This is a genomic window from Roseomonas sp. GC11 (assembly GCF_024437745.1).
Taxonomy (GTDB): Bacteria; Pseudomonadota; Alphaproteobacteria; order Acetobacterales; family Acetobacteraceae; genus Pseudoroseomonas.
Genome location: NZ_JANFNY010000050.1, coordinates 13,082 through 37,407 on the forward strand (window position 1 = coordinate 13,082; position 24,326 = coordinate 37,407).

General features: G+C 72.8%; 24 protein-coding genes and 1 tRNA gene. 18 read left to right on the top strand and 7 right to left on the bottom strand.

Annotation, left to right across the window (positions count from 1 at the left end; translation table 11 throughout):
- Positions 1 to 16: 16 nt before the first annotated feature.
- Together NON00_RS15690 and NON00_RS15695 are read right to left on the bottom strand one after the other, a co-directional pair.
- On the bottom strand, positions 17 to 1,630 hold the full coding sequence (locus NON00_RS15690; protein ID WP_256022815.1) for a hydantoinase B/oxoprolinase family protein: 1,614 nt from the start codon (positions 1,628 to 1,630) through the stop codon (positions 17 to 19).
- Positions 1,631 to 1,632: 2 nt separating this feature from the next.
- Positions 1,633 to 3,720 carry a hydantoinase/oxoprolinase family protein gene (locus tag NON00_RS15695; RefSeq protein WP_256022762.1) on the bottom strand — a complete coding sequence of 696 codons (2,088 nt, stop codon included), beginning with the start codon at positions 3,718 to 3,720 and terminating at the stop codon, positions 1,633 to 1,635.
- 299 nt (positions 3,721 to 4,019) lie between these two features.
- Between NON00_RS15695 and NON00_RS15700 the strand changes: the two genes are divergently transcribed.
- From NON00_RS15700 to NON00_RS15725, 6 genes are all read left to right on the top strand, one after another.
- Entirely contained in the window at positions 4,020 to 4,400 is a 381-nt protein-coding gene (locus tag NON00_RS15700) for a hypothetical protein (protein WP_256022764.1), read from the top strand.
- A complete protein-coding gene (locus NON00_RS15705; RefSeq protein WP_256022766.1) occupies positions 4,397 to 5,764 on the top strand; it encodes a HAMP domain-containing sensor histidine kinase in 1,368 nt (455 codons plus the stop codon). The genes NON00_RS15700 and NON00_RS15705 overlap by 4 nt, the downstream gene beginning before the upstream one ends.
- Positions 5,765 to 5,816: 52 nt before the next feature.
- Positions 5,817 to 6,806, top strand: coding sequence for a hypothetical protein (locus NON00_RS15710; protein WP_256022768.1), 990 nt, complete (start codon positions 5,817 to 5,819; stop codon positions 6,804 to 6,806).
- A 107-nt stretch (positions 6,807 to 6,913) separates the two neighbouring features.
- Positions 6,914 to 7,099, top strand: coding sequence for a hypothetical protein (locus tag NON00_RS15715; protein ID WP_256022770.1), 186 nt, complete (start codon positions 6,914 to 6,916; stop codon positions 7,097 to 7,099).
- A complete protein-coding gene (locus NON00_RS15720) occupies positions 7,096 to 7,851 on the top strand; it encodes a hypothetical protein (protein WP_256022773.1) in 756 nt (251 codons plus the stop codon). Before NON00_RS15715 ends, NON00_RS15720 begins: the two co-directional genes overlap by 4 nt.
- 187 nt (positions 7,852 to 8,038) lie before the next feature.
- Positions 8,039 to 8,446 (top strand): lytic transglycosylase domain-containing protein, encoded by a 408-nt coding sequence (locus NON00_RS15725; protein WP_256022775.1) that lies wholly within the window; start codon positions 8,039 to 8,041, stop codon positions 8,444 to 8,446.
- Here NON00_RS15725 and NON00_RS15730 read toward each other — a convergent pair.
- Positions 8,392 to 8,697 (bottom strand): hypothetical protein, encoded by a 306-nt coding sequence (locus NON00_RS15730; protein WP_256022777.1) that lies wholly within the window; start codon positions 8,695 to 8,697, stop codon positions 8,392 to 8,394. The two genes, NON00_RS15725 and NON00_RS15730, sit on opposite strands and share 55 nt — an antisense overlap.
- Before the next feature lie 520 nt (positions 8,698 to 9,217).
- Here NON00_RS15730 and NON00_RS15735 point away from each other — a divergent pair.
- From NON00_RS15735 to NON00_RS15750, 4 genes are all read left to right on the top strand, one after another.
- The gene (locus tag NON00_RS15735; RefSeq protein WP_256022780.1) at positions 9,218 to 10,423 is read left to right on the top strand and encodes an efflux RND transporter periplasmic adaptor subunit; all 1,206 of its coding nucleotides are present in this window, start codon (positions 9,218 to 9,220) and stop codon (positions 10,421 to 10,423) included.
- Entirely contained in the window at positions 10,420 to 13,566 is a 3,147-nt protein-coding gene (locus tag NON00_RS15740; protein ID WP_256022782.1) for an efflux RND transporter permease subunit, read from the top strand. Before NON00_RS15735 ends, NON00_RS15740 begins: the two co-directional genes overlap by 4 nt.
- 31 nt (positions 13,567 to 13,597) lie before the next feature.
- Positions 13,598 to 14,470, top strand: coding sequence for an alpha/beta fold hydrolase (locus tag NON00_RS15745; protein WP_256022785.1), 873 nt, complete (start codon positions 13,598 to 13,600; stop codon positions 14,468 to 14,470).
- A 307-nt stretch (positions 14,471 to 14,777) separates the two neighbouring features.
- Positions 14,778 to 15,380, top strand: coding sequence for a TetR/AcrR family transcriptional regulator (locus tag NON00_RS15750; protein ID WP_256022787.1), 603 nt, complete (start codon positions 14,778 to 14,780; stop codon positions 15,378 to 15,380).
- A gap of 69 nt (positions 15,381 to 15,449) precedes the next feature.
- Here the strand turns inward: NON00_RS15750 and NON00_RS15755 are convergent, their stop codons facing one another.
- The 3 genes from NON00_RS15755 to NON00_RS15765 are packed head-to-tail and all read right to left on the bottom strand — an operon-like array spanning position 15,450 to position 17,249.
- A complete protein-coding gene (locus NON00_RS15755; RefSeq protein WP_256022790.1) occupies positions 15,450 to 15,758 on the bottom strand; it encodes a YciI family protein in 309 nt (102 codons plus the stop codon).
- A gap of 22 nt (positions 15,759 to 15,780) precedes the next feature.
- The gene (locus NON00_RS15760) at positions 15,781 to 16,416 is read right to left on the bottom strand and encodes an FMN-dependent NADH-azoreductase (protein WP_256022792.1); all 636 of its coding nucleotides are present in this window, start codon (positions 16,414 to 16,416) and stop codon (positions 15,781 to 15,783) included.
- Between the two features lie 35 nt (positions 16,417 to 16,451).
- Positions 16,452 to 17,249 carry an alpha/beta hydrolase gene (locus tag NON00_RS15765; protein ID WP_256022795.1) on the bottom strand — a complete coding sequence of 266 codons (798 nt, stop codon included), beginning with the start codon at positions 17,247 to 17,249 and terminating at the stop codon, positions 16,452 to 16,454.
- Positions 17,250 to 17,365: 116 nt separating this feature from the next.
- Between NON00_RS15765 and NON00_RS15770 the strand changes: the two genes are divergently transcribed.
- Positions 17,366 to 18,391: a GlxA family transcriptional regulator gene (locus NON00_RS15770; protein ID WP_256022798.1), complete on the top strand. Its 1,026-nt coding sequence runs from the start codon at positions 17,366 to 17,368 to the stop codon at positions 18,389 to 18,391.
- 172 nt (positions 18,392 to 18,563) lie between these two features.
- Here the strand turns inward: NON00_RS15770 and NON00_RS15775 are convergent.
- A tRNA-Ser gene (locus NON00_RS15775) sits at positions 18,564 to 18,653 on the bottom strand.
- A 228-nt stretch (positions 18,654 to 18,881) separates the two neighbouring features.
- Here NON00_RS15775 and rplU point away from each other — a divergent pair.
- The 7 genes from rplU to NON00_RS15810 all read left to right on the top strand — a co-directional run.
- Positions 18,882 to 19,199 carry a 50S ribosomal protein L21 gene (gene rplU, locus NON00_RS15780; RefSeq protein WP_256022800.1) on the top strand — a complete coding sequence of 106 codons (318 nt, stop codon included), beginning with the start codon at positions 18,882 to 18,884 and terminating at the stop codon, positions 19,197 to 19,199.
- A gap of 28 nt (positions 19,200 to 19,227) precedes the next feature.
- Positions 19,228 to 19,497, top strand: coding sequence for a 50S ribosomal protein L27 (gene rpmA, locus NON00_RS15785; RefSeq protein ID WP_256022803.1), 270 nt, complete (start codon positions 19,228 to 19,230; stop codon positions 19,495 to 19,497).
- A 106-nt stretch (positions 19,498 to 19,603) separates the two neighbouring features.
- A complete protein-coding gene (gene obgE, locus NON00_RS15790; protein ID WP_256022805.1) occupies positions 19,604 to 20,614 on the top strand; it encodes a GTPase ObgE in 1,011 nt (336 codons plus the stop codon).
- Entirely contained in the window at positions 20,611 to 21,729 is a 1,119-nt protein-coding gene (gene proB, locus NON00_RS15795; RefSeq protein WP_256022808.1) for a glutamate 5-kinase, read from the top strand. Before obgE ends, proB begins: the two co-directional genes overlap by 4 nt.
- Positions 21,730 to 21,869: 140 nt before the next feature.
- Positions 21,870 to 23,114, top strand: coding sequence for a glutamate-5-semialdehyde dehydrogenase (locus NON00_RS15800; RefSeq protein ID WP_256022818.1), 1,245 nt, complete (start codon positions 21,870 to 21,872; stop codon positions 23,112 to 23,114).
- 2 nt (positions 23,115 to 23,116) lie between these two features.
- The gene (locus NON00_RS15805; protein WP_256022811.1) at positions 23,117 to 23,773 is read left to right on the top strand and encodes a nicotinate-nucleotide adenylyltransferase; all 657 of its coding nucleotides are present in this window, start codon (positions 23,117 to 23,119) and stop codon (positions 23,771 to 23,773) included.
- 219 nt (positions 23,774 to 23,992) lie between these two features.
- Positions 23,993 to 24,326: hypothetical protein (locus NON00_RS15810; protein ID WP_256022813.1), on the top strand; the 334-nt coding region annotated here is incomplete at its 3' end.

Consider the following 24,326-nt stretch of genomic DNA (forward strand, 5'->3'; position numbering starts at 1 on the left):
GAAGATCTCTTTCCAATTACACCAATCCATTCCGGACATCCTGGCTCACCAGCGCCGGGTCACGCCGCGCCGGATCGCCCAGCCCTGCCCCGCCCGGCGTCATCAGCACCAGGGTTTCCCCCGGCGGAATGAGCTGGAGGCCCTTGCCGCGCAGCACGGTGCCATTGCCCAGCCCGACATAGCCCGGCGCGCCATCGCCGCCGCCCATCTGCCCGCGCGGCGGATGGTCGATACGGTCGAAAGCGGCGAGAAGCTCAAAGGGCGCGTCGTCGGTGTTGACGATTTCCATGATCTGCCCGAGCCCGCCCCGCGTCTCGCCGGCGCCGCCACTGCCCGGGCGCAGTTCCTTGCGCCAGAACATCAGCGGCGATTGCAGCTCGGCGATTTCCACCGGCGTGCCCTGCACGCCCGAGGGGAAGGCGGTGGCAGAGAGGCCATCCAGCCCCGGCCGGCCGCCGGTGCCGCCATTGGTGGTGATGGTCAGCGCATAGCCATGGTTCGGCCCCGCCTGATCCGGCCGCTCGCCGCGGACGGTCACGTTCCACAGGCAGGAGGTGCCCTCCGCCGGCACGCGGCCCGGCAGGGCCTGGCGCAGGCAGCCGAAGACCATGTCCGGCAGCATCTGCCCCAGCACATGGCGCGTCGAGACGGGGGCGGGCTTCGGCGCGTTCAGCACGCAGCCCGGCGGCGCCGAGACGGTGAGCGGCGCCAGCGAGCCGGCATTGTTCGGGATCTGCGCGCTGACGATGCAGCCCAGGCCGAACACCGTATAGGCCGTGGCATAGGCCAGCGGCACGTTGATGCCCCGCCGCACGGCGGGCGAGGTGCCGGTGTAGTCGACATGGATGCCCGCCTCGCTGATGGTCAGCGTGGCGGAGAGGGTGAGCGGATGGTCATAGCCATCCGCCGTCATGCTGTAGCGCCAGCTTCCCTTGGGCAGCTTCGCGATCTCGGCCAGCACCGCCTCGCGCGAGCGGGTGATGATGTAGTCCGCCAGCGGCTCCAGCGTGTCGATGCCGAATTCCTCCATCATCGCCTGGAGGGCGCGCACGCCGACATCGTTGCAGGCGGCGAGGGAATAGGTATCCCCCTCGGTATCCACCGGCAGGCGGGTATTGGCGCGGATCATCGCCATCAGCGTCTCATTGACCGTGCCGCGGTCGATGAGCTTCAGCATGGGGATGTAGAGCCCCTCCATGAAGACATCGGTGGCCTCCGGCCCGTTGCCGAGGCCGCCGATATCCATGAGGTGGCTGGTGCAGGAGAAAAGCCCCACCAGGCGCCCCTTGTGGAAGGCGGGGGTGGTGATGACGAAGTCGTTCAGATGGCCCGTGCCCATCCACGGGTCGTTGGTGATGTAGGCATCGCCCTCCCGCATCGTCTCGATGGGGAAGTGGCGGAGGAAGTGCTTCACCGACTCGGCCATGGAATTCACATGGCCGGGCGTGCCCGTCACCGCCTGGGCCAGCATGCGGCCCTGGAGGTCGAAGATGCCGGCGGAGATATCGCCGCATTCGCGCACGATGGGGCTGAAGGCGGTGCGGATCAGCACCTCCGCCTGTTCGCCGACGACGGCGATCAGGCGGTTCCACATGATCTGAAGGTCGATCAGGCTCGGTTGCCGGGTCATGCTCATGCCGCCTTCTGCTCCATGACAATGCAGCCGCTGCCATCGATATGGGCATCGAAACTGGCGGTGACGAAGGTGGTGGTTTCCATCTCGGTGATGATGGCGGGGCCGGGGACGCGGGCGCCGGGCTGCATGGCCTCGCGCAGATAGACCGGCACCTCCACCACCGCCTCGCGCCGGCCGTCGAAGACGGGGCGGGTGCCGGCGGGGGCCGGTGCGGGCTGCGGCGCCACCGCCGGCGCCGGCTCCGGCCGCGCCGCGCGGGTGGAGACGAGGACGGACCAGTTCAGCACCTCGATCGCCGCGCGCGGGATGGCGCGGGCGAATTGCCGGGCATATTCCGCCTCGAAGGCGGCGCGCAGCCCGGCGACATCGCCGGCCGAGAGCGGGGTGTCGGGCAGTTCCACGGTGATCTCGTGGCCCTGGCCGACATAGCGCATGAAGGCGATGCGCCGCTCGAAGAGGGGCGCGCCGCGCGCGCCGGGCTCGACCAGGGCGCGCGCCGCCGCGGCCATCTCGGCGAAGAGGCCGGCAATGGCCGCGCCGTCGAAGCTCTCATCGAGCCGGGCGGGGCGGGAGCGGACGATCTCATAGGCCACCGGCGCGGCGAGGAAGCCCACCGCCGAGCCGACGCCGGCATTGGGCGGCACCACCACGCGCGGCACGCCCACCTTCTCCGCCACGCGCGCCGCGTGCAGCGGCGCGGCGCCGCCGAAGGCGATCATGGTGTGCTGGCCGATCACCGCGCCGCGCTCGGCGGCATGGACGCGGGCGGCGCTGGCCATGTTCTCGCAGACCATCTCATAGACGGCATAGGCCGCCATCTCGGGCGAGAGGCCGAGCTTCTCCCCCACCGCCGTGGCCAGGGCCTGGCGCGAGAGATCGGGGCGCAGCGTCATGCTGCCGCCGGCGAAGCCCTCGGGCGCGATCAGGCCGAGCGCCACATCGGCATCGGTCACCGCCGGGCGGGTGCCGCCGCGCGCGTAGCAGGCCGGGCCGGGCACGGAGGAGGCGCTCTCCGGCCCGACGGTGACGCGCTGCATGGCGTCCACCTGGGCGATGGAGCCGCCGCCCGCGCCGATCTCCACCATCTCGATGACGGGGATGCGCAGCGGCAGGCCGGAGCCTTTCAGGAAGCGCGCCGTGCGGTCCACCTCGAAGAAGCGGGAGGTGGCGGGCTCGCCCTTCTCGATCAGGCAGACCTTGGCGGTGGTGCCGCCCATGTCGAAGGAGAGCACCTTCTGCTCATTGGCGCGCAGCGCGACCTGGGCGGCGAAGATGGCGCCGCCGGCGGGGCCGGATTCGACGAGGCGGACCGGGAATTTCTGCGCCGTCTCCAGCGCCGTCAGCCCGCCGCCGGAGGTGACGAGATAGGTGGCGCCGCGATACTGCCGCGCCTGGAGGGCGGCGGCCATGCGGCCGAGATAGCCCTCCATCAGCGGCTGCACATAGGCATTGGCCGCCGCCGTCGAGCTGCGCTCATATTCGCGCACCTCCGGGCAGACCTCGTGCGAGAGGGTGATGGCGAGGCCCGGCAGGGCGGCCTTCAGCAGCGCGCCGGCGCGCTGCTCATGCGCCGGGTTGGCATAGGCGTGCAGGAAGGCGATGGCGAGGCTCTCCACCCCCGCCGCGCGCAGCGCCCCGGCCAGCTCCGCCAGGGCCGCCTCGTCCAGTTCCTTCTGCACGCGGCCGCGCGCATCGACGCGCTCCGGCACGGTGAAGCGGAGTTCGCGCGGCACCAGCGGCTGCGGCTTCTCCAGCCAGAGGTCATACTGGTCGTAGCGGCTTTCCGTGCCGATCTCGAGCACGTCGCGGAAGCCCTCGGTGGCGAGCAGCGCGGTGCGGGCGCCGCGGCGCTCGATGATGGCATTGGTGGCCAGCGTCGTGCCGTGGACGAAGACGTCGATATCCGAGAATTGCAGCCCCGCATCGCCCAGCACCAGGGCGATGCCTTCGAGCACGCCCAGTTCCGGCTCGGCCGGGGTGGTCAGGACCTTGCGCGTGCGGCGCTCGCCCCCGGCATCCAGCACCACATCGGTGAAGGTGCCGCCAATATCCGCCGCCAGGCGGACGCTCCGCTGATCCTGCAACTCTCACCCCTCCTCGGCCCTGGATGGCGGGCCGCCCGTGAACGGGGCCGGCGGGCAGCAAGGGCCATGCCAAGGGCCATGCGAGAATGCCGCGCCGCCGTCCCGCCCGCATGGCAGACCCGGCGGCGGGGAAAGGCAAGAGGGGGGCAGACTCCGCGGCGGCGGCCTGAGGTGCAATTGTAACGAAAACGTGATCGTTTCGCTTGCCTTCCCCCAGGCCGCCCGGCATGGTGCGGCCAGCCCGGCACCGGGGCATGACGCCCCCCCTCCCCCCGCCGCTTCTCCTGAAAGCCGCGCCCATGCCGCGAGCCCTGTCGATCGAGGATGACCGCGGCATTGGCGAGGCCCTCGCCGCTGCCCTCGCCGCGGCTGGCTCTGCCACCGGCTGGCTGGCCACCCAGGCCGGTGCCGAAGCCGCCCTGGCCTGCGGCCGCTTCGACGGGCTGGTGCCCGACCGCGCCCTGCCCGATGGCGATGCGGTGGAACCGCTGCGCCACGGGCACCGCGCCGGCCCGCACGGCACGATGCGCGCCAAAGGACACGCCGGGGGGCACGCCGGGGCAGGTGCCACCATGCCGCCCGGCCTGGCCCACGCCAGCGCGTGCCACACAGGCCCGTCCCACACAGGCGCGCCCCCTCCCGCACCCCCCGCGACGGCACGGCCGGAAAGGCGGGCATGACCCCCCGCCGCCACCCCTCCCTGGCGCGGCGGCTGAACCTCTGGCTGGCCGCCATCTATGCCGGCACCCTGCTGGCGGCGCTGCTCGGCTTCCTGCTCTGGGCGCGGATCTCGGGGAATGTCGAATATCACCACGGCCTCGGCAGCGCCGGCCGCGCCATCGCCGCCGCCGTGGCGGCCGGCACCGATGGCCCCGGCCTCGCCCGCCTCCCGGCGGTGCGGCAGTTCGCCGCGCGCCATGGCGGCGGCCTCGCCGTGTGGGACGGCACCAGCGGCCGCCTCCTGGCCAGCCACCCGCCCCTCCCCGCCCTGCCCGCCGGCGCCAGCCCGCCACAATGGCTCGCCACCCTCGCCGCGCCCTATGCCGAGATGCAGCGCATCGAGGCCGCCGGGCGCCCCTACCTCGTCGGCCTCGCCTGGGACGGGCGGGACTTCAACGCCGCCGCCAGCTGGGCGGGGGACGAGCTGATGGACGAATTCCTCCCCGTCCTGCTGCCCATGGCCCTGCTCTCGCTGCTGGCCGTGCCGCTGCTGGTGCGCCGCGCCCTGCGCCCGCTGCACGAGGCCGCCCACCGCCCGCGCGACCCCGCCGCCCCCTACCCCACCGCCGGCCTCCCGCGCGAACTCCTGCCCTTCGTCACCGCCGCCAACGACGCCCTGGCCCGCATGGCGGCGCTCATGGAACGCCAGCGCCGCTTCACCGCCGACGCCGCCCACGCCCTGCGCACACCCCTCACCGCCCTGCGCATCCGCCTCGAATCCCTCCCCCCCGGGCCCGGCACCGAGGCCCTGGCCGCCACCGCCGAGCGCATGTCCCGCCTGCTCCAGCAATTGCTCGACCACGCCCGCCTGGGCAGCGGCGCGCCCCTGCCGCTGGCGCCGGGGCTCGACCTCGCCGCCCTCGCCCGCCTCGCCTGCGCCGAGATGGAACCCATCGCCCGCCAGGGCTTCCACCGCCTCGCCCTGGTGGAGGAAGGGCCGCTGCCGCCCCTGCGCGGCCACGTCGCCACCCTGGCCGAGGCGGTCGAGGCCCTGCTCGACAACGCCCTCCAGGCCAGCCCGCCCGGCGCGGAGGTGGAAGTCGCCCTCGGCCCCGGCCCCATCCTCGAAGTGCGCGACCGTGGCCCCGGCCTGCACCCCGAGGATATCCCCCGCCTCTTCGAGCCCTTCGCCCGTGGCAGCGGCAGCACCTATCCCGGCAGCGGCCTCGGCCTCGCCCTGGTGCGCGAGGCGATGCAGCGCCATGGCGGCCGCATCGCCCTGCTCCCCCGCCCCGGCGGCGGCCTGATCGCCCGGCTCGAATTCCCGCCCGCGCCGGCGGAAACCAGCAGCGGGAACTTCCCTTCGGTCTCCATGATGCGTTAAGATCATCACGGTTCCGTGATTAACCCACGATCAATAGGATCGGGTCCAGGCAATGCTGCGCGAGATCGCTGGCTGGTGGGGACGGCAATGGCGGGACAGGCTGCCCGCCCTCTCCCCCGAAGACCCCGGGCGGGCCACCGCCCTGGTCCTGCGCCTCGGCGAAGGCGGGCTCTCCCTCGCCCTGCGCCGGCACGGGCGGGAGAAGGCATTGCTGCCGCCCACCCCGCCAGACCTGGCCCTGCCCGGCCTGCGCGCCGCCTGCCAGCGCCACCGCCGCGCCGCCACCCGCCTCATCCTCGCCCTGCCCCCCGGCGGCCTGCCCCCCGGCGGCCTGCTGGAACGCACGGTGGAACTCCCCCTCGCCGCCGAGGCCGGGCTGGACGGCCTCCTGCGCCATGAACTGGACCGCCTGACCCCCTTCGCCGCCACCGAGGCCCTCTTCGGCTGGACCGCCCTGCGCCGCGACCCGGCCCGGCAGAAGCTCAGCCTGCGCCTCTGGGTCACCCCGCGCGACCGCCTGCGCCCGGCGCTGGACGCCCTCGCCCTGCTCGGCCGCCAGCCGGCATGGCTGGAAGCGGCCGGCCAGGGCGGGCCGCTCCGCCTCGCCTCCGCCCCAGGGCAAGGGCAAGGGCAAGGGCAAGGGCAGAGACAAGGGCAGGGCTGGCGGGGGCCAAGGCTCGCCGCCACCCTCTGCGCCAGCCTGCTCCTCGCCGCCTCCGCCACGCCCCTGCTGCGCCAGTCCCTCGCCCTGGCCGCCGTGGAAGCGGAAATCGCCACCCTGCGCCCCGCCCAGGCGGAAACCACAGCCCTCCGCCGCGCCATGGCCGCCAACACCGGGGAGACCACCCCGCTGGCGCGCGAACGCACCCGCCTCGGCGACCCCCTCCCCCTCCTCGCCACCCTGACCGACACCCTGCCGCAGGAGAGCTTCCTCACCGAATTCACCGCCACGCCCGGCCTGCGCGACCCCCTCTTCACCGCGCCCATCCGCCGCGAGGCCGAGAGCAATAGCGATCTCTTCACCCTGCGCCTCGCGCCATGACAAAGCGCGGTGAGAAAATTTAGAAGAAGCTGAGAAATGTTCTTTTTTGGAAAAAAGAACCAAAAAACTTTTTCCAGTGGAGGCGCTCGGGAGCCGGGCGCGCAGTCATGACCCCGCCGGAAGGCCGCGCCGGACAGGCGATGGCCCTCCTGCTCCCCCTCGCCCTCACGGGCCTGCTCTGGCTGGGGCAGCCACTCCCCGGCTGGCATGCGCATCAGCGCCAGCGCCTCTCGCCCCTGCGCGACGCCCTCGCCGCGGCCGATCCCGCGCGGCCGCGGCGGCCCGGCCCGTGATGATCCGCCGGCCCTACCCGGAGGACAGCCCGGAGAATGGCCCGGCGGGGCGCGAGCGCGGCTTCGCCCTGCTGGCGGTGCTGTGGTCGGTGGCGCTGCTGGCGCTGCTCGGCGCGCGGCTGGTGGCGGGCGCCCGGGCGGAGGCGCAGCTCGCCGCCGCCTGGTGCGCCACCGCCGAGGCCGAGGCCGCCGCCGCCAGCGGGGTGCGGGAGGCGATGTTCCGCCTGCGCGCCGGCGGAGCGCCGGCCGAGCCGGGGCCGGGCGGCCTCGCCTTCCACAGCCGCATCGGCACGGCGGAGGTGGCGGTGGTGGCGGCCTCGCCGCGCGGGCTGGTGAACCCCAACACCGCGCCCCCCGCCCTGCTGGCGGCACTGCTGGAGCAGACCGGACTGCCCCCCACCGCCGCCGCTGCCGCCCTGCGCGCGCTGCTGTCCTGGCGCGCGGCGGCGCCTGTCCAGCATCTGACGGAGCTGGCGCTGCTGCCGGGGATGGACGAGGCCGCGCTGGCCGTGCTGCGCCCCTGGCTCAGCCTGTTCAACCCCGGCGCGGTGGAGGCGCCGCTGGCCCCGCCCGCCGTGCGGCGGGCCCTGGCGCGCTCCGGCGCGCAGCAGGAGGCGGCGGGGGAAGACCCCGGCCCGCTGGCGGAAGTCTCGGCGCTGGCCAGCCTGCCGGGCGGCGGCCGCTTCCTGCGCCGCGCCGTGCTGCGGCTGGAGCCGCCCGGCGTGCTGGACTGGGAGGCCGGCGAGGAATGACCCGCACCCCCTCGGTTGCCGATCGGCGCCGCCTGCGCGCCCGGCCCCTGGGCGCAGAGGTCATGGTCCCGCCCCGCCCGGCCGGAGGGCATGCGGTTACAGGCGGCCGCCCCGGCCGCGCGCCGGCGGCGGGGGATCGGGCGATGGGCGATGGCGGCCTTCTGCTCCAGGGTGGGGAGGCCGGGCGGTGAGCCCGGCCCTGCTGGCCTGCATGCTGGCGGTGGCCCAGGTGCAGGGCCTGCCGCCGCGCGTCCTGCCGGTGATCCAGGCCATCGAGGGCGGTGCCATCGGCATGGTCCGCGGCAACAGCAATGGCAGCGAGGATCTGGGCCTGATGCAGGTGAACACGGTGTGGCTCGGGCCGCTGTCACGCGGCACCGGCCTGCCGCAGGAGGAAGTCCGCCGCCGGCTGGTGGAGGATGGCTGCTTCGCCATCACCGTTGCTGGCGCCATCCTGCGCATGCACCTGACCGCCGAGAAGGGTGACCTGATGAAGGCCATCGGCAATTATCATTCCCGCACCCCGGCCCTGAACGAAGCCTACCAGGCCCGCGCCCTGGCCATGGCGGGCAAGATGTTCCCCGCCGCGCCATAGGTTTTCGGCAAGGTGTTCTTTTTTGAAAAAAAGAACCAAAAAACTTTCTCCAGTACAGCGTCCCGCTGTGCCGGAAGACGGCGGCAGCCTGAAAGAAAGTCTTTTTGCTTCTTTTTCTTCAGAAAAAGAAGAATATGCATAACTCCAAAAACCACCACCTCACCCGAACGAAACCCCGTCGGCTGCGCCCAGGCATTGGCCGGGACAGGAGCGCCTGGCGTTTGCAGGAGGGGCGCCACCACCTTCGGCATCTGCGACAGGCACCGCAGACCTCGATGCCGCAGCCATATTTGGTGCCGGTGAGGCCGGGCACGTCGCACAGCGCCCAGAGCAGCGGCGCCGATCCGGCGACATTCACCGAGTGGGATTTTCCGTTCCCCTTCAGCGCGATCATGGCGGCGCTCCCTGCCAGACCTCTGAAAAGTCCAAAATATCCAGGACCCGGCAGATATCCGGCAGGGGGGGGCGGATCCGGGTAGCCATGCCCGCTGCCGTGCCGCCGGCTCAGGCTGGCGTGGAATTCCGTTGACAAAAAAGATGATGAACAACATCCATTGTGTATAGAGTTCAACCATCATCTTTTTGCGGACCGGAACCATGGCCCAGGATACGCACTCTCCCCCAGGGCACTCCGTGCCGGAGCCCTCCCTGCCCCCTCCTCCCGCGCCACTCCCCCCTGCGCCACTCCCCCCTGCACCGGAGCCGCCCGCCCATGGCCATCCGGCTCCCGGGCATCCGGCGGCACGGCACCGCCACCGGCGGCCGCTGGCGATGGGCCTCCTCCTCCTGGCCGGGGCGGGGGGGCTGGCGGGCGGGCTGCTGGCCATCCCTGCCAGCAGGGCCGCGCTGCTCGGCCCCGCCACCGCCGCGCTCGGCACCATCCGGGACCGCTTCGCCGGGGATCCGGCCATGGAAAAGCCCGACCCGGTGCGCGGCGTGCGGGTGGTCGCGGTGGCCGAGGCCCCCGCCCGCCTGGAGAAGAGCTTCACCGGCACGGTCGCCGCCCGCTACGAGACGGCGCTCGGTTTCCGCGTCGGCGGCAAGATCCTGCGCCGGGCGGTCGAGCTGGGGCAGTCCGTCCAGGCGGGCGAGCTGCTCTTCCTGCTCGACCCCGCCGATTACCGCGCGGCGCTCGCCGCCGCCGGGGCGACGCTGGCGGCGGCCCAGGCCCAGGCGGTGCAGACCGCCGCCGAGGAGCGCCGGCAGGCACAGCTGCTCGCCCAGGGCTGGGCCTCCCAGGCCGCCTATGAGCGGGCCCGGGCGGCGGCCCAGGTGGCCGCCAACCAGGCGCGCGCGGCGGCGGAGCAGCTGGAGCTCGCGCGCAACGACCTCTCCTACACGGAGCTGCGGGCGCCGCATGAGGGCATCGTGACGGCGCTGCGGGCCGAGGCGGGGCAGGTCGTCGCGCTGGGCCAGGCGGTGCTCACCCTCGTCCGCCCCGGCGAGCGCGAGGCGGTGGTGAGCGTGCCGGAGGGGCAGGTCGCCGATCTCGCGGCGTGGTCGGCGACGGCGCGCTTCTGGGGCCGGGATGCCGCGCCCGAGGCCGCGCGGCTGCGCGAGATCGCGCCGCAGGCGGACCCGGCCAGCCGGACCTATGCCGTGCGCTTCTCCCTCCCCGCCAGTGCCGGCAGCGCCGAACTGGGCAGCACGGTGACCATCCACCTCACGCGCGAGGGGGCGGGCACGGTGGCGCGGCTCCCGGCGACGGCGGTGCTCTTCCGCCAGGGGCAGCCGGTTGTCTGGCGGCTGGAGCCCGGCGGGGAGCAGGGGGAGGGGCGGGTGCGGGCCGTGCCTGTCTCCCTCCTCCGCCTGGGCGCGGAGACGGCGGAGGTGGGGGGCCTCGCCACGGGCGAGCGCATCGTCACGCTCGGCGTGCACCGCCTCGATGAGGGGGCGCGGGTGCGCGTGGTGGAAGGGCCGGGCGGGGCTTCTCTCTCCACCGCCGGGGCGGCGCGGGGCCAGGGGGGGCGGTCGTGAGCGGCCTCAACCTCTCCGCCTGGGCGGTGCGGAACCGGGCCGTGGTCCTGTTCCTCATGCTGGTCGCGCTGGCCGCCGGCGGCTTCTCCTACCTGAATCTCGGCCGGGCGGAGGACCCCTCCTTCACCATCAAGACCATGGTGATCTCGGCCGTCTGGCCGGGCGCCACGGCCGAGGAGGTGCAGCGCCAGGTGGCCGATCCCATCGAGACGAAGATCCGCACCCTGCCGCGCCTTGACTGGGTGCAGAGCTATTCGCGGCAGAACGTGGCGGTCGTGCAGGTGCAGCTGCGTGACGACACGCCGCCGGGCGAGGTGGCGAACCTGTTCTACGAGATCCGCAAGAAGGTGGGCGACATCCGCGCCAGCCTGCCGCAGGAGCTGCGCGGCCCCTTCTTCAACGACGAATACGCGGATGTCTACGCCGCCGTCTTCATGCTGACGGCGCCCGAGCTGCCGCAGCAGGACCTGCTGCCCTATGCGGAGCGCTTCCGCCAGCGCCTGCTGCGCATCGCCGATATCGACAAGGTGGAGATCGTCGGCGAGCGCCCGCGCCGCATCTTCGTCGATCTCTCCTACAGGAAGCTCGCGACGCTGGGCATTCCCGTCACCGCCGTCTTCCAGGCGCTGCAGCAGCAGAACGCGCTGGTGCCCGCCGGCTCGCTCGACACAGCGGCCGAGCGGATCACGCTCAAGGTCGATGGCGCCTTCGCCGATGCCGCGGCCGTGGCCGATGCGCCGCTCGCCATCCAGGGCCGCACCCTGCGGCTTGGCGACATCGCCACCATCTCGCGCGGCTACGAGGACCCGCCCAGCTTCATCGCCCGCTTCAATGGCGAGGAGGCGCTGGCGCTCGCGGTGCGCATGCGGGCAGGCGCCAATGGCCTCGCCCTCGGCCAGGCGCTGGAGGAAGCGCTGCGCGAGACGCGGGCGGGGCTGCCGCTCGGCGTCGGGCTGCACCAGGCGACGAACCAGGCGGAGGTCATCGCCGAGGCGGTGGACGAGTTCCTGCTGAAATTCGTCGTCGCCATCGCCGTCGTGCTGCTGATCTCCTTCGTGGCGCTGGGCTTCGCCGCCGGGGTGATCGTGGCGCTCTCCGTGCCGCTGACGCTGGCCATCACCTTCGTGGTGATGGAGGTGGCGGGCATGCAGTTCCAGCGCATCACGCTCGGCTCGCTCATCCTCGCGCTCGGGCTGCTGGTGGATGACGCGATCATCGCCATCGAGATGATGCTGGTGAAGATCGAGGAGGGCATGGACCGCGTGAAGGCGGCCACCTTCGCCTGGACCTCGACGGCGAAGCCGATGCTGATCGGCACGCTGGTGACGGTGGCTGGCTTCCTGCCGGTGGGCTTCGCGCGCTCGACGGCGGGCGAATACGCGGGCGGCATCTTCTGGGTGCTGCTGATCGCGCTCTCTGTCTCCTGGATCGTGGCGGTGGTGTTCACGCCCTATCTCGGCGTCACCCTGCTGCCGCGGCGGCTGGAGGCGGAGGCGGCGGCGCGCGGTGCCCACGACCCCTACCACACCCCCTTCTTCGACCGCTTCCGCCGCGTCGTGGACCTCGTGCTGCGCTGGCGCTGGGCGGTGATCGGGCTGACGCTGCTGGCCTTCGCCGCCGCCGGCGCCGCCTTCACCCGCGTGCCGCGGCAGTTCTTCCCGCAATCCGAGCGGCATGAGCTGCTGGTCGAGCTGCGCGGCGCCGAGGGCGCGAGCTTCGCCCTCTCCCAGGCGGAGGTGGGCCGGGTGGAGGCCCTGCTCGCCGGCCGGCCCGAGGTCGCGCATGTCGCCACCTATATCGGCCAGGGCGCGCCACGCTTCTATCTCGCGCTCAACCCGGCGCTGCCCAACGAGAATTTCGCGCTGCTCGTCATCATGACCCGCGGCAACGCGGCGCGCGAGGCGCTGCGCGCCGACCTCATCCGCCATTTCGCGGCGGAGGAGGGCGCCATGCGCGGCCGCGTGCTGCGGCTCGATTTCGGGCCGCCCACCGGGCATGTGGTGCAGTTCCGCGTGGCGGGGCCGGAGGCCGCGGTGGTGAAGACCATCGCCGGGCGCATCCGCGACGTGATGCGCGACCAGGGCGAGACGCGCGATGTCGAGCTGCAATGGGGCGAGGAGGCGAAGTCGGTCCGCTTCGTGCTCGACCAGGCGCGCGTGAAGCAGCTCGGCCTCTCCTCGGCGGAGGTGGCGCAGACGCTGCAGATCGTCCTCTCCGGCGCCACCGCCACCCAGCTGCGCGAGGACAACCGCCTGGCCGATGTGGTGGTGCGCGCCGCCGCCGAGGAGCGCGCGGCGCTCGACCGGCTCGGCGACATCACCATCACGACGCCCTCGGGCCTCGCCGTGCCGCTGTCGCAGATCGCGCGCATCACGCCCGTGGCGGAGGAGCCCATCCTGTGGCGGCGCAATGGCGATGTGGTGCTCTCGGTGCGCGCCGATGTGGTGGATGGCGCGCAGGGGCCGGACGTGACCCATGCGCTGCTGCCCCGGCTGCAGCCCATCCTCGCCACGCTGCCGCCGGGCTACCGCGTCGACACCGGCGGCGCGGTCGAGGAAAGCGCCAAGGCCAACGCGGCCCTCTTCAAGATCCTGCCGCTGATGGCGCTCATCATGCTGACGCTGATCATGATCCAGGTGCGCAGCTTCAGCCGGCTCTTCGTCACCTTCCTGACCTTCCCGCTGGGCTTCATCGGCGCCAGCTTCTCCCTGGCGCTGACCGGCAAGCCCTTCGGCTTCGTGGCGCTGCTCGGCATCCTGGCGCTGGGCGGGATCATCGTCCGCAACACGCTGATCCTCGTCGACCAGATCGACACCGACATGGCCCAGGGCCTGACGATGCGCGAGGCCATCATCGAGACGACGGTGCGGCGCGCCCGCCCCGTGGTGCTGACGGCGCTCGCCGCCATCCTCGCCTTCCTGCCGCTGACGCTGACGAGCTTCTGGGGCCCGATGGCGATCGTGCTGATCGGCGGGACGCTCATCGGCACGGTGCTGACGCTCTTCTTCCTGCCGGCGCTCTACGCCGCCTGGTTCCGGGTGGGGCGCGCGCCCCGCGCGCGGCCGGCGCCAGTGCCAGTGCCAGTGCCAGTGCCTCCCGCCACCGCGCAGGCCGCGACCGCGCAGGCCGCCGCGCGGCACTAGGCCCCCTCTCCCTCCCGACAGGACACGCTCCATGCCCTCCGATTACACCCGCGCCTGGGCCGGCCGCGCGAAGACCGGCTTCCTCCGCCTCGCCGACGGGCGGCGGATCCGCCATCTCGAGGCCGGCACGGGCCCGGCCCTCCTCCTGATGCACACGCTGCGGACGCAGCTCGACTATTTCCAGCGGCTGATCCCCCTCCTGACGCGGCGCTTCACCGTCCATGCGGTGGACCTGCCGGGGCTCGGCTGGTCCGATGCCACGCCGGAGGCGGGCCAGGACGAACCGGCGGTGCGCAGCGCCATGCTGGAGGTGGTGGAGCAGCTCGGCCTCGGCAGCCTGACCCTTGCCGGGGAATCCATGGGCGCCACCCTCGCCCTCACCATGGCCGCCGGGCTTGGCCCGCGCGCCACGCATGTGGTGGCGCTCAACCCCTATGACTATCCGGGCGGGGTGGAGCGCGCCAACCTGGTGGCCTCCCTCGTGATCAAGGTGATGCGCATCCCCGGCATCGGGCTCCTCCCGGCGAAGGCGGAGAACCCGGCGGTGCTCGGCGCCATCCTGCGGGGCGGCTTCGCCGATCCGGGCCGGCTGCCGGCGGATTTCGTGGCGGAGCTGGTGCGCAGCGGGCAGCGCCCCGGCTTCGCCCGGACCGCCACCGGATATCTGCGCAGCCTCGGCAGCTATGTCGCGGCCCGTGGCCTCTATGGCCGCGTCACCGCTCCGGTCACCCTCGTCTATGGCGCGCAGGACTGGTCGACGCTGGCCGAGCGCGACGAGGCCGCGCGGCTCCTCCCCCACAGCCGGATGGTCACCCTGGCCGATACCGGCCATTTTGCCGCCCTGGAGCGCCCGGAGGCGATCGCCCGCCTCCTGCTCGAGACCCGGCTGGAGGCCGCCGCCTGATCAGGGCTCCGGCGTGGCCGGGGCGGCAGGGGGCGCGCCGCGCCTTTCCAGGAGGCCTGGACCAAAAGAAGGCGGGGGCAAAAGAAGGCGGGGGGCCGTTTGACAGTGCGGGGCAGCCCCCCAAGGCCCGCGGCTTTGGAACCCCTTCGTCAGCGCCTCCTGATGGCGGGTGCGGGGGGGCGCTGTATCCTGGCCGGGAATGAGAGGGGGGCGTTTGAGGAGGCGAAGCCCCATCGAGCCACGGGGGGCCCGCCTCTCCAGACAGCCTCTCAGCCATACGCCAATGCCGGGCCAAAGGAGCGGAAGCATGCGCAAGAGCAAGGAAGAGACAGCCGAGAGCCGCCGGCGGATCCTGAGGGAAGCCGCCCGGCTCTACCGGGAAAGGGGCTTCGATGGCGTCGGCGTGGCCGAGATCATGGAGGCGGCCGGCATGACCCATGGCGGGTTCTACCGGCATTTCCCCTCCAAGGAGGCGCTGATCGCCGAGGCCATGGCCGAGGCCTTCGCGGACCGGCTGCCCCTCCTCACGGCGGGCGGCGGGGCGGCGGGGGACGCGGCGGCGGGCCCTGACATGGTGCGCAGCTATGTCGGGCTTTATCTCTCGGCGGCGCATCTCGACAATCCGGCGCTCGGCTGCCCGGTCGCCGCCGTGGGCAGCGAGGCCGCCCATCTTGGCGGCCCGGTGTCCCAGGCCTTCCGGGAAGGCATCGAGCTCCTGGCCGAGAAGGCCACGGCCGCGCTCGGCGCCGCCCCGGGCGCCCAGCGCCCGGCGGTGCTGCGCCTCTTCGCCACGCTGGTCGGCGCCGTCGTGATCGCCCGCGCGGCCGGCCCCGGCTCGGTGATCGCCGGGGAGGTGCTGGAGGCGGTCCGCACGGGCGGCGAGGTCGCCCGGCTGATGGAAGCCGGGTGACCGGCGGGAGGGCCGCCCCAGGAGGGGGGGAGCAACGCGGGCGGCCCCGCGGCAGGCGCGCCGGAACCGTCAGGCGCTTTTCGCGCCGGCGGCCCAGCGCGCGGGGAAATCCCCCGCGCGGATCGCCGGGTCGCAGGCCTGGATGGCGAAGGACGCCAGCCCGTGGCGGTCGAACGGGTCCTCCGCGATCATGCCCTCGATGTCGGAGAGCCCTTCTCCATGGGCCAGGATGAAGCCGCCCTGGCCATTCTGGAGAGGTCCGGCGCAGAGGATGCTCCCGGCCTGGATGTGGCGCACGAGCCACGCCTTGTGGGCGTCGAGATGCGCCTGGATGTCCGCCGGGGGGCGGAGGTAGGACAGCGTGATGGAAAACAGCATGGCCTGATCCCTGCCCGCCCGGTTATGCCGCGGGCCGGCCGAGGCCGGCGGTCGCCTCCGCGATGGCGGCCCGGGCGGCTTCCAGCCCCTGGGCGCGGATGGCCTCGCCCTTCGACGCTCCCTCGGCCCGCACCACGCGGATATCGGTGATGCCGAGGAAGCCGAAGAAGGCCCGGAGATAGGCTTCCTGGAAATCCAGGGCCGCCAGCGGGCCGCCGCCCGCATAGAAGCCGCCACGGCCGGAGACGATGATGACGCTCCGGCCGCCCGAGAGGCCCACCGGTCCCTTCTCGGTATAGCGGAAGGTCCGCCCCGCCTGGGCAATCCGGTCCAGCCATGCCTTCAGCTGGCTCGGCACGGAGAAATTGTACATCGGCGCGCCGATCACCAGGACATCGCTGGCCAGGAACTGCGCCACCAGCGCCTCGGAGAGCTGGTGCTCCTGGAGGGTGGCGGCGTCGAAGCCGCCGCCGCCGGTGGGGCGGAAGCCGGCGGCGATCGCGCCATCCAGATGGCGGATCTCCTCGGCCACGAGGTCGCGATACGCCACCTCGGCTTCGGGGTCGCGGGCGCGGAGATCGGCGACCACCGCGGCGGAGAGGTCCCGGGTGAGGGAATTCCCGCCCAGGATGCTGGAGTCGAGATGCAGGATCTTCATGGTGATCTCGCCTTTCGGTGTGGCGTGGGGCTGCGTTAGCGCGCGGCCTGCCGGGCGGCCCGGTCGATCAGGGCGGCGACCGCGTCAGGATGGGAGAGCAGCGACAGGTGGCTGGATGCGAGGGAGACGGCCGTGGCGCCGATCCGCCGCGCGATGGCGCCCTGCACGGCGGGCGGGAGGGCCTGGTCCCCGGTGGTCAGCAGGTACCAGCTCGGCCGGGACAGCCAGGCGGCCTGCGGGATGCGCTCGGCGAAGCTGGCGGCGGCGATGGGCTGCTGGACCGCGGCCAGTTCCCGCGCCTTCGCCAGGGGCAGGTCCGCCGCCATGAGCTGGTGGAAGCGCTGCGGGTCATCGAGCCAGATCATGCCCTCCGCATCCGGCTGCAGGCCGGACATCGGCGCCCCCAGCTCCTGCAGCAGCCCGGCCACCGACTCGCCGCTGGCCGGCGCCAGGGCCGAGAGATAGACGAGGCCTTTGACATTGGCGGCATTGCCGGCCTGGGTGATGACCGCGCCGCCCCAGGAATGCCCCACCAGCAGCACCCCGCCGGCCTGCCGGCGCAGGACCCGCTCGGTCGCGGCCACGTCGTCGGCCAGCGAGGTCAGCGGGTTCTGCACCGCGGTGACATGGTAGCCCATGGCCTGCAGGCGGGAGATGACCGGCACCCAGCCGGACCCGTCCACGAAGGCGCCATGCACCAGGACGATATCGCGCAGGGTGGGCTCAGCCGCCGCCGCCGGGCTGGCGCCCACCGCGGCGGCCAGCCCCAGCAGGGCCGCCAGACGGCGCAGCCAGCGGGCGGGCGGGGCGCTCCTGGCGCGGGGAAAGTTCATGAGCGGACCTCCATCCAGCAGAGCCGGAAAGCTAGAGGCGCCCGGGCAGGCTCATAAGCTGGCAAGCTGGACAGACTTCATGCAAAATTCGCCAAATCTCCGGAGGGGGGTGAGCCATGCGGATCGCGATCATCGCCGTGGAAGGCAGCCTCCTCTCCTCCATCACCGGCCTGGCCGACCTGTTCTGGATGACCAACCAGGCGCTGCGCACGCCGCCGGAGGGCGCCGCCACAGGCCTGCCGGACGGGGCGGGGCCGCTGTTCCAGACGCGCATCGTCAGCAGCGATGGCCTCCCCCTCCGCGATCCGCAGGGTCGGCTGATCCCGGTTGACGCGGCATTTCAGGAGATCGGGCGGTGCGACGCGGCGCTGGCCACCGGCATGGCGCTCGGCCCCGACCGGCTGCCGCCCTCTTCCCCCTCGATCCAGGCGGCGGCGGAGTGGCTGAGGGCCGTGCATCAGCGGGGCGCGCTGGTCGGCGCGGCCTGTGCCGGGACCTTCGTGGCCGGGGAGGCCGGCCTGCTCGACGGCCGGCGCTGCACCACGACATGGTGGCTGCACCACGCCTTCCGGCAGCGCTTCCCGAAGGCGCGCCCCGTCTGGGGAACGGCGGTGGAGGAGCAGGACCGCATCGTCACGACCGGGGGGCCGCTCTCCTGGGTCGATCTCGCCCTGCATGTGATCCGGCGCCTGGCGGGGCCCAAGGTGGCCAAGCTGGCGGCCGACATCTCCGTCGCGGACAGCCAGCCGCTGCCGCAGCTGGTCTATGCCCCGCGCGGCTTCGTCAACGCCACCGACCCGCTGCTCCTGCGGGCCGAGCAGATCATCCGCCACGCCAGGCCCAGCCTGTCGGCCGAGGGGCTGGCCGAGGCGCTGGGCCTCAGCGGGCGGACCCTGCACCGGCGGCTCAAGGAACTGACCCATGAGTCGCCCAAGGCGTTCATCACCCGCGTGAGGATTGAAACCGCCTGCGTCCTGCTGGAAACGCCGGGCGCCAGCGTCAAGCAGATCGCACTGGCCTGCGGCTATGCCGAGGAGAGCGCCTTCCGGCGGGCTTTCGCCCAGCTGACCGGGATGACGCCCGCCGATTACCGGCGCTGGTCCAGCGCGCGGGCGGGCGGGCCGCGCTCCGCGGCGCCCTGAGGGGGGGCTCGCCTTGCAGACCCGGATGGTGCTGCCGGCGGCGCGCCATGGCATCCCAAGCGGAGCATGGCCTGTTGGAGAAAGGCGGTCAGAGCATCAGGGATCGACGCCACAGCCTGCCAGCACAGGGGAGAGCGCCTTGTCGATGGCTCTGTAGAAGGGGGGATGGAACTGGCGGAGAGGGTGGGATTCGAACCCACGGTACCCTTGCGAGTACAACGGTTTTCGAGACCGTCACAATCGACCACTCTGTCACCTCTCCGCGGAGGTGCCGGTCATCGGGCGGGGCGGGATATAGAGGGGCTTTGCGCGGAGCGCAACGCCGAGTTTGCGCCAGGACAGGACGAATCCACCCCCCGGCGTTGACTCGCGGCCATTGCGGGGTCTATACGGCCGACCTCCCGGCGGGGTTTCGGTCCCGCCGATGGCCGTTCTCGGCCGCTCATCGTTTTTCAGTCAGGCCAGCACGGCAAAGCTTTCAGGGCGCCCCATGACCTACGCAGTGATCCGCACCGGCGGCAAGCAGTACCGCGTCACCCCGAACGCCGTGCTGATCGTCGAGAAGCTGGAGGCCGAACCCGGCCAGACCATCACCTTCCAGGATGTCCTCGCCGTCTCCGGCGAGGCTGGCCTGACGATCGGCGCGCCCATCGTGGCCGGCGCCTCCGTCACCGCCACGGTGCTCGAGCACAAGAAGGGTGAGAAGGTCATCATCTTCAAGAAGCGCCGCCGGCAGAACAGCCGCCGCAAGAACGGCCACCGCCAGCCCCAGACGGTGCTGCGCATTTCCGCCATCGCCGCGGCCTGATCAGACAGTTTCCTAGGAGACACCAACCATGGCGCATAAAAAGGCCGGCGGCTCCTCCCGCAACGGGCGCGACTCCGCCGGTAAGCGGCTGGGCGTCAAGAAGTTCGGCGGCGAGCATGTCCTCGCTGGCAACATCATCGTGACCCAGCGCGGCACGAAGATGATCCCGGGCCAGAACGTCCTGCTGGGCCGCACCCACTCCATCCACGCCGCCGTCGAGGGCAAGGTGAAGTTCACCCGCCGCGCCGAGGGCCGCGTCCACGTCTCCGTCGAGCCGCTGCCGCAGGCCGCCGAGTAACGACGCGCGCCTCCGCGAGCCGAAAATTCCGCGAACGGGGGCCGCAAGGCCCCCGTTTTCGTTTGCCCATCCCCCCTCCCCTCCCCGCCCCGGACACGCCTCCCCCATGAAGTTCCTCGACGAAGCCAAGATCTGGGTGAAGGCCGGTGACGGGGGCGATGGCGTCATCGCCTTCCGCCGTGAGAAATATATCGAGTTCGGCGGCCCCGATGGCGGCAATGGCGGCAAGGGCGGCGATATCGTGATCGAGGCCGTGCCCGGCCTGAACACCCTCATCGACTACCGCTATTCCCAGCACTTCAAGGCGCGCAAGGGCGGCAATGGCGCGGGCTCGGACCGCACCGGCGCCGGCTCGGAGGATGTGGTGCTGAAGGTGCCCGTCGGCACCGTCATCCTGGATGAGGACAAGGAGACCGTCCTGGCCGACCTCACCCAGCCCGGCCAGCGCTTCATCCTCTGCCATGGCGGCGATGGCGGCCATGGCAATGCCCATTTCAAGTCCAGCACCAACCGCGCGCCGCGCCGCGCCGACAAGGGCTATCCGGGCGAGGAACGCTGGGTCTGGCTGCGCCTGAAGCTGATCGCCGATGCCGGGCTGGTCGGCCTGCCCAATGCCGGCAAGTCCACCTTCCTGTCGGTGGCCAGCGCGGCGCGGCCGAAGATCGCCGACTATCCCTTCACCACGCTGACGCCGCAGCTCGGCGTGGTGCGGCTGAACGCCACCGAGGAATTCGTCCTGGCCGATATCCCCGGCCTGATCGAGGGCGCGCATGAGGGCGCCGGCCTCGGCACCCGCTTCCTCGGCCATGTCGAGCGCTGCGCCGTGCTGCTGCACCTGATCGATGGCAGCCAGGCCGACCCCGTCGGCGCCTATGAGACGGTGCGCGCCGAGTTGGAAGGCTATGGCGGCGGCCTCTCCGGGAAGCCCGAGATCATCGCGCTGAACAAGCTCGACGCCATGACGCCGCAGGCCAAGGCCAGCCGCGTCAAGGCGCTGGAACGCGCCACCGGCCGCCCTGTCCACCTCATCAGCGGGGTGACGCAGGAGAATGTGCCCGCCGTGCTGCGTGAACTGGCCGACACCATCTACCGCCACCGCGAGAGCGAATCCGCATGACCACCCCCTCCCTCGGCGCCGCGCGCCGGATCGTCGTCAAGATCGGCTCCGCCCTGGTCGTGGACGCCGAGACGGCCAGCCCGCGGGAGGCGTGGATCGCGTCCGTCGCCGCCGATGTGGCGGCGCTGCGCGCCCGCGGGGTGGAGGTGGTGCTGGTCTCCTCCGGCGCCATCGCGCTGGCCCGCCGCGCCCTCGGGCTGACGCGCAAGAAGCTGCGGCTGGAGGAGAAGCAGGCGGCCGCCGCCGTCGGGCAGATCCGCCTCGCCGGGGCCTGGCAGGCCGCGCTCTCGCGGCACGGGCTGAACGCCGCGCAGCTCCTGCTGACGCTGGAGGATAGCGAGGACCGCCGCCGCTACCTCAATGCCCGCGCCACGCTGGGCACGCTGCTCGACCTCGGCTGTGTTCCCGTCATCAACGAGAACGACACGGTGGCCACCGCCGAGATCCGCTTCGGCGACAATGACCGCCTCGCCGCCCGTGTCGCCGAGATGATCCATGCCGATGCGCTGGTGCTGCTCTCCGATATTGACGGGCTCTACACCGCCGACCCGCGCAACGACCCGGCGGCGCGCCACCTGCCGGTGGTGGAGCGCGTGACGGACGAGATCATGGCCATGGGGGGCGAGCCGCCGCCGGGCTATTCCTCGGGCGGCATGCGCACCAAGCTGATCGCCGCGCGCATCGCCACCGGCGCGGGCTGCGCCATGGCCATCGCCCTCGGCCAGCGCGAGCACCCGCTGGCGGCGCTGGAGGAGGGGGCGCGCTGCTCCTGGTTCCTGCCGGCGCCGGAGGGGCGCTCCTCGCGCAAGCAGTGGATCGCCGGCTCGCTGGCGCCGCTCGGCGTGCTGGTGGTGGATGCCGGGGCGGCCCGCGCCCTGCGCGCCGGCTCCTCCCTGCTGCCCGCCGGGGTGCGCGGGGTGGAGGGCGAGTTCGGCCGGGGCGACCCGCTGGCGGTGCGCGACGAAGCGGGCACCGAGCTGGCGCGCGGCCTCTCCGCCTATGATGCCGAGGCCGCCCGCCAGATCGCCGGGCGGCGCTCGGAGGAGATCGAGACCATCCTGGGGTGGCGCGGGCGGGATGAGATCATCCACCGCGACGACCTCGTGGTGCTTTAAAAAAGCCGGGGGAAGAAAGAATTCTTCCCCCGGACCCCCATCCTCTTTTTCTATCTGAAAGAAAAAAGAAGCGGGGGTCTGGGGGAGAATTCATTCTCCCCCAGTGTCCAACACTGAAGGAACAGCGCGCCGTGGATGCCATGACGAACCCGATCCTCCCTGTTGCCCAGGCGGCCCGCGCGGCCTCTGCCCTGCTGGCGCGGGCGGACCGACCGTCGAAGGACGCGGCGCTGCGCGCGGCGGCGGCGGCGCTGCGCGCGCGCGAGGCGGAGATCCTGGCCGCGAATGCCGCCGACCTGGCCGGGGCGCCCGGCCTCTCCCCCTCCTTCCAGGACCGCCTGACCCTGACCCCCGCCCGTATCGAGGCGATGGCGCGCGGCCTGGAGGAGATGGCCGAACTGCCCGACCCGGTGGGCCGCAGCCTCTCCGAATGGACCCGCCCGAACGGGCTGGTGATCCGCCGCGTGGCGCAGCCGCTCGGCGTCATCGGCATGATTTTCGAGAGCCGACCGAATGTCGCGGCCGATGCCGGCGGGCTGTGCCTGAAGGCGGGCTCCGCCGTCATCCTGCGCGGCGGCAGCGAGAGCGCGCGCTCGGTCGCCGCCATCCATGCCGCGCTGCTGGACGGGCTGCGCGCGGCGGGCCTGCCGGAGGCCGCCATCCAGATCGCCCCCACCCAGGACCGCGCCTTTGTCGGCGCCATGCTGGCGGCGGCGGGGATGATCGACCTCATCATCCCGCGCGGCGGCAAGGGGCTGGTGACGCGGGTGATGCAGGAGGCGCGGGTTCCCGTGCTCGCCCATGCCGAGGGGCTGTGCCACACCTATATCCACGCGGCGGCGGAGCCGGAGATGGCGCGGCGCCTGCTGGCCAATGCCAAGATGCGCCGCACCGGCATCTGCGGCGCCACCGAGACGCTGCTGATCGACGCCGCCATCGCCCCCGCCCTGCTGCCCGTGCTGGTGGCGGATCTGCGCGCCCTGGGCTGCGATTTCCGCGCCGATGCGCGCGCCCGCGCCATCCTGCCGGAGCTGGCCGAAGCCAGCGCGGCGGATTTCTCGACCGAGTGGCTGGACGCCATCCTCTCCATCGCCGTGGTGGACGGGGTGCAGGCGGCGCTGGCGCATATCCGCCGCCATGGCAGCGAGCATACCGAGGCCATCGTGACCCAGGATGAGGGCGCGGCGGCGGAATTCCTGGCCGGGCTGGATTCGGCGGTGGGGATGTGGAACGCCTCCACCCAGTTCTGCGATGGCGGGGAATTCGGCTTCGGCGCGGAGATCGGCATCGCCACCGGGCGGCTGCATGCGCGCGGGCCGGTGGGGCTGGAGCAGCTTTGCACCTATCGCTACCACGTCCTCGGCAGCGGGCAGACACGGCCCTGAGCATGCAACACGGCCTCGCCCAGCCGGGGCGCTGGGGGGATGGGCGCCGGCGGCGCATCGGCCTGCTCGGCGGCAGTTTCAACCCGGCGCATGACGGCCACCGCCATGTGGCGCGGCAGGCGCGGCGCGCGCTGCGGCTGGATCAGGTGTGGCTGCTGGTCTCGCCGGGCAATCCGCTGAAGCCGGCGCGCGGCATGGCGCCCTTCGCGCGGCGGCTGGCCTCGGCCCGCGCCATCGCCGATGGGGTGGGCGTCATCGCCACCGGGCTGGAGGCGGCGATCGGCCAGCGCTACAGCGCGCGCACCCTGGCGCGGCTGCGGCAGATGTTCCCGCGGGTCCGCTTCGTGTGGATCATCGGGGCGGATAATCTGTGGCAATTGCCGCGCTGGCGGGACTGGCGGCGGCTGGTGGCGGGCACCGCCCTGGCGGTGCTGCCGCGCCCGGGCTGGAGCCGCCGGGCGCTGCACGGCGCCGCCGCCGCGCAGATGCGCCGCCGCCGCCGCCGGCCCGGGGCGCTGCTGGCCCCGGAGGAGATGGGCCGGGGGGTGGGCTGGGGAGCAGGCTGGGGGGCGGGTTGGGCACTGGTGCCGGCGCGCGAGCACCCGGCCAGCGCCACCGCCCTGCGCCAGTCCGGCACGGGATGGTTGCGGAACCGCTGAGCGGTTGCGCATTTTCGGTACTGGTCCGCAGGCATCGGGCCACGCCATAGAGCACGCGAAGAAAAGAGACAGGAGGCTGCCATAGCCCGCACCCCGAAGAGCCCGGACGAGACGCCCCGCAAGAGCGGCACGGCATCGCGCACCGGCAGCACCAGCCGCGCTTCCACCCGGAGCGCCCCCGCCGCCAAGGCGCCGCGCGCCGCCGCCAAGGCCGCGCCGGTGAAGACCGCCCGCAGCGCCGCCACCAAGCCCGCCGCGAGCAAGACCGCGCCCGCCAAGCCCGCCCGCAGCGCCGCCGCCAAGCCCGCCGCGAGCAAGGCCGCGCCCGCCAAGCCCACCCGCAGCACGGCCACCAAGCCCGCCGCGAGCAAGGCCGCGCCCGCCAGGCCCTCCCGCAGCACGGCCACCAAGCCCGCCGCGAGCAAGGCCGCGTCCGCCAGGCCCGCCCGCAGCACGGCCACCAAGCCCGCCGCGAGCAAGGCCGCGCCCGCCAAGGCCACGCGCAGCACGGCCGCCAAGCCCGCCGCGAGCAAGGCCGCGCCCGCCAAGGCCA

What these genes read in the sequence shown, in the direction of transcription:
- NON00_RS15690 (WP_256022815.1), bottom strand. Translation starts at nt 1,630, where the DNA reads ATGACCCGGCAACCGAGCCTGATCGACCTTCAGATCATGTGGAACCGC.
- NON00_RS15700 (WP_256022764.1), top strand. Translation starts at nt 4,020, where the DNA reads ATGCCGCGAGCCCTGTCGATCGAGGATGACCGCGGCATTGGCGAGGCC.
- NON00_RS15705 (WP_256022766.1), top strand. Translation starts at nt 4,397, where the DNA reads ATGACCCCCCGCCGCCACCCCTCCCTGGCGCGGCGGCTGAACCTCTGG.
- NON00_RS15710 (WP_256022768.1), top strand. Translation starts at nt 5,817, where the DNA reads ATGCTGCGCGAGATCGCTGGCTGGTGGGGACGGCAATGGCGGGACAGG.
- NON00_RS15715 (WP_256022770.1), top strand. Translation starts at nt 6,914, where the DNA reads ATGACCCCGCCGGAAGGCCGCGCCGGACAGGCGATGGCCCTCCTGCTC.
- NON00_RS15730 (WP_256022777.1), bottom strand. Translation starts at nt 8,697, where the DNA reads ATGCCGAAGGTGGTGGCGCCCCTCCTGCAAACGCCAGGCGCTCCTGTC.
- NON00_RS15735 (WP_256022780.1), top strand. Translation starts at nt 9,218, where the DNA reads ATGGGCCTCCTCCTCCTGGCCGGGGCGGGGGGGCTGGCGGGCGGGCTG.
- NON00_RS15745 (WP_256022785.1), top strand. Translation starts at nt 13,598, where the DNA reads ATGCCCTCCGATTACACCCGCGCCTGGGCCGGCCGCGCGAAGACCGGC.
- NON00_RS15750 (WP_256022787.1), top strand. Translation starts at nt 14,778, where the DNA reads ATGCGCAAGAGCAAGGAAGAGACAGCCGAGAGCCGCCGGCGGATCCTG.
- NON00_RS15755 (WP_256022790.1), bottom strand. Translation starts at nt 15,758, where the DNA reads ATGCTGTTTTCCATCACGCTGTCCTACCTCCGCCCCCCGGCGGACATC.
- NON00_RS15760 (WP_256022792.1), bottom strand. Translation starts at nt 16,416, where the DNA reads ATGAAGATCCTGCATCTCGACTCCAGCATCCTGGGCGGGAATTCCCTC.
- NON00_RS15765 (WP_256022795.1), bottom strand. Translation starts at nt 17,249, where the DNA reads ATGAACTTTCCCCGCGCCAGGAGCGCCCCGCCCGCCCGCTGGCTGCGC.
- NON00_RS15770 (WP_256022798.1), top strand. Translation starts at nt 17,366, where the DNA reads ATGCGGATCGCGATCATCGCCGTGGAAGGCAGCCTCCTCTCCTCCATC.
- rplU (WP_256022800.1), top strand. Translation starts at nt 18,882, where the DNA reads ATGACCTACGCAGTGATCCGCACCGGCGGCAAGCAGTACCGCGTCACC.
- rpmA (WP_256022803.1), top strand. Translation starts at nt 19,228, where the DNA reads ATGGCGCATAAAAAGGCCGGCGGCTCCTCCCGCAACGGGCGCGACTCC.
- obgE (WP_256022805.1), top strand. Translation starts at nt 19,604, where the DNA reads ATGAAGTTCCTCGACGAAGCCAAGATCTGGGTGAAGGCCGGTGACGGG.
- proB (WP_256022808.1), top strand. Translation starts at nt 20,611, where the DNA reads ATGACCACCCCCTCCCTCGGCGCCGCGCGCCGGATCGTCGTCAAGATC.
- NON00_RS15800 (WP_256022818.1), top strand. Translation starts at nt 21,870, where the DNA reads ATGACGAACCCGATCCTCCCTGTTGCCCAGGCGGCCCGCGCGGCCTCT.
- NON00_RS15805 (WP_256022811.1), top strand. Translation starts at nt 23,117, where the DNA reads ATGCAACACGGCCTCGCCCAGCCGGGGCGCTGGGGGGATGGGCGCCGG.